The organism is Sulfolobales archaeon (assembly GCA_038897115.1).
In the GTDB taxonomy this organism is placed as follows: Archaea; Thermoproteota; Thermoprotei_A; order Sulfolobales; family AG1; genus AG1.
The window spans coordinates 1-2,985 of sequence record JAWAXC010000172.1 but is presented as its reverse complement, the minus strand read 5'-3'; the positions used below and the strand labels follow the sequence as shown (position 1 = coordinate 2,985).

Here is a 2,985-nt window from a genome sequence, read left to right as displayed (position 1 = left end):
GAGGTCTGCGTTGAATACGATGTTATGCTTGTAGCATTTGAACAGCCCTCTCGATATTCTCTTGTGATTCTCTATTGCCCTGCATATTGGGCATGTTCTAGATGTATCCTTCTCATCAACATGCTCAACCTCTATCCCGTATTCCTCAGCAACCTCCTTTAATCTCCTCAATAGATATCCATAGCTCCATACATGGACAATCTCGAAGTTCACCTTAGAGCCCTTACCAGGTTCTTGAGAAGCGTATTTCGGGTGACCAACATATATCTTCTTCACACCACTATGGTATAGCCATTCTATTGTGTTTCTAACAGCCCAGTTGATGTAGCTCTTTATCTGTCTTCTCCACTTTTTATACATCCTCCTAAGCCTCTTAGATGTTTTAAAGCCATATCTATTCAATGTGCTTTGATACTCGGATATCTTCTCCCTCCAGTAGAAGCTAATAGCCTTCAAAGGTCTTCCATTGACAAGCAATGCAGATCCGTCATCAACATATACAGCCAAGAGGTTATTGATGCCTATGTCTATGCCAGCCTCTTTATTTCCATTAGGCTTAAGTGGGATCCTAAAGCTACTGCCCCTGATCACCTTCTCCTCAACCTCATATGATACATACATATACCATTTCTTATCATCAGCATCGTAGTGTATCTCAGCCCTACCCTGCCTCCCAGCTATATGTATCTTCCCAGAGTATCTAACCCTTATAGATCCTATAGCCCCTAAACCCTTGATAACTATATATTCACCCTCGATTCTATATTGATCGTTTCTGAGGACTGTCCACAGTGTTCTCCTCCCACCCTTCTTCCTATAACCTGGGGGATTAACTTTCTTTATGTATGGTGGTAGCCTACCCTCCTTCTTAGCCTTCAAAGACGAGAAGAATGCTTTCCAAGCCTCATAATTCTTAATTAGGATCTGCTGAGCGGTAACAGATCCAATCAACTTCTTATACCTCTCATAGAACTCCTTATATGTTTGCTTAAGATCTACTCTTTTTGTTTCGAAGAACTGCCTCCTCCTAGCATAGTTCACCTCGTTCCAGAGCTTTGAAGAGAGGTTACAGAGTGTCCTTAGCCTCTCATCAGCCACCTCATCCGGCAGCAGCTCTATACACACAGCTCCTGATCAAGATATCACGCTCAGGGTCTTGGCAGGCATAGAGATGGAGAGGCTAGTATATGGTGATCGCTATAGATTAGCCCGCCAAGACCCCAAGAAATTATGAGACAAAAGCTTATAAGCATTAGCAGCATCCCCGCCTTGAAGAGGCGAGGCTTTCAGTTGTAAAGTTTGCTGGTGACGCGGTTCTTGGTGTATTTGCCACCGCAGCACCTCTTCGCGAATGGGTTAAGAGGTTGAGGAAGAAGAGGACGATTGTAGATCTTGTGGAGGAGGCTATAAAGAGGGAGAAAAACCTATCTATTTCATATAACGCGAACAATGTAGCAATACCCAGAGAGAAACAAAAAAGCTAACTCAGATCCTCGATATCCACCCTAGATCCTCATTGCTTTATTGTTGCTGAATAAACTGTTAATCTACCATATGGTTTAACTGTCCGATCTCCAGTTCAGGTTTATATATGAACTGTATCTATACTCCTTATACTCGCCTGTGTTCTTAGGCTTTCTTAGTATGAAGAGCTTCTCGTGGTATATTAGGAGGAAATCCCTGTTCCTCAGCTTCCTCCAAACCTCTCTTGTTGTCTTCATCTTATGCTGGATCTTCACCACCTCCTCCCTCAATATAAAGCCCCTTCTAAGGAGGATCTGGAGGACGTGGTGGGATATTGGGACATAGTGTTTGTGGATCCTTGTATCCCCTATGAGAATACCTAGATACCCACCTGGCTTTAAAACCCTATATATCTCTTTAGCAACCTGATCCATGAGCTCTAGAGAGTGGTTACCAGTGGTATTGGTGATGCGCAGCTGCAGCACTTTATCCCGTGTAGCTCTTTGCAGAACCCGGTGTCCACGCCGTTGTGGCTGTGCCCGTAAAGAACAAGCTTAACCTTGTCATACTTCTTGATTACATGTCCGAAACTTTCCGAACCCATGAATGTGGAGAAATAGTCCCACTCTGGTATGAGCTTGTAGTGCACCAGCTCCCTGAAGGGTACGTGGTGCATAACCGCAACTATCTTCTCTACAGCACTGTATACCTCTCTGATGTGCTCCTCGAACCTTTCGAGCAGCGTTATCGTGAACTCCTCGTCGCTGAAGGGTAGCTTGACAAACTCCCTATCAGCCCAGATGCTCAATCCGAAAGCCTTCTCCCTATAGGTATCTAGGGGGAGGTTTAGCCATTGAGGTGCGAAGCTATAGTCGTACCACCCGATAGAGCCAACAAAACCAACGTTATCTATGATGAATGGTTTCTTCATCAGTGCTATACAGCCAATGTTCTCGACGAGGCTGTTGAATATAGATAGCTTGAGAAGAGAGTTAACACCTCTCTCCACCTCGTCCCAAGCAACGTAGATGTCGTGGTTGCCGGGTACAACAAGCACTAGGATTCCTCCAGCAGCATCTCTCACCGCCTCAAGAACTTCTCTCATGTGGTCTAGTCTCCCGCTGGAAGTTAAGTCGCCGACAACAACCATAGCATCAGCACTGCCGCAGACACTCTCAATCCGCTGGGTCAGTAGCTCTAGGTCGCTCCGCTGCCCGTAGTAGTGGATATCGCCTAGGCAACAGATTCTCACATCGCTCACCCGTTAACGGCACGAGTACCACTAGCTCCAGCTACTCCACCGCTGGTCTGCGGTGCTTGAGTCTGTCCCTCACCAGTATTGCTTTTATCAGTGCCTCCCTCACCCTAGGGTCTTTCCACATCTCCCTATCAGCCTCCCACGCCTCGATAAGCCATCTATCCCTTATCTCGAACCATTTTTTACCGAGCTTCTTAACCATCTCAGCCTCCCAGCGGGCATGGCGTACGATATCCTCAAGATTCCTCCTACGCTCTTCCTCA

4 protein-coding genes are annotated in these 2,985 nt (G+C 46.0%); all 4 read right to left on the bottom strand.

Features of this window, described 5'->3' with window-relative positions:
* On the bottom strand, positions 1-1,125 hold a 1,125-nt coding region (locus QXE01_12380; GenBank protein ID MEM4972034.1), incomplete at its 3' end, for a transposase.
* Positions 1,126-1,559: 434 nt separating this feature from the next.
* Positions 1,560-1,898, bottom strand: a complete 339-nt coding sequence (locus QXE01_12375; protein ID MEM4972033.1) for a DNA methyltransferase — start codon at positions 1,896-1,898, stop codon at positions 1,560-1,562.
* 5 nt (positions 1,899-1,903) lie between these two features.
* The gene (locus tag QXE01_12370; GenBank protein ID MEM4972032.1) at positions 1,904-2,725 is read right to left on the bottom strand and encodes a metallophosphoesterase family protein; all 822 of its coding nucleotides are present in this window, start codon (positions 2,723-2,725) and stop codon (positions 1,904-1,906) included.
* A 31-nt stretch (positions 2,726-2,756) separates the two neighbouring features.
* A partial coding sequence (locus QXE01_12365; GenBank protein ID MEM4972031.1) for a hypothetical protein occupies positions 2,757-2,985 on the bottom strand: 229 nt, incomplete at its 5' end.

Coding starts and splice junctions, on each gene's coding strand:
- QXE01_12375 (MEM4972033.1), bottom strand. CDS start 1,898: ATGGATCAGGTTGCTAAAGAGATATATAGGGTTTTAAAGCCAGGTGGG.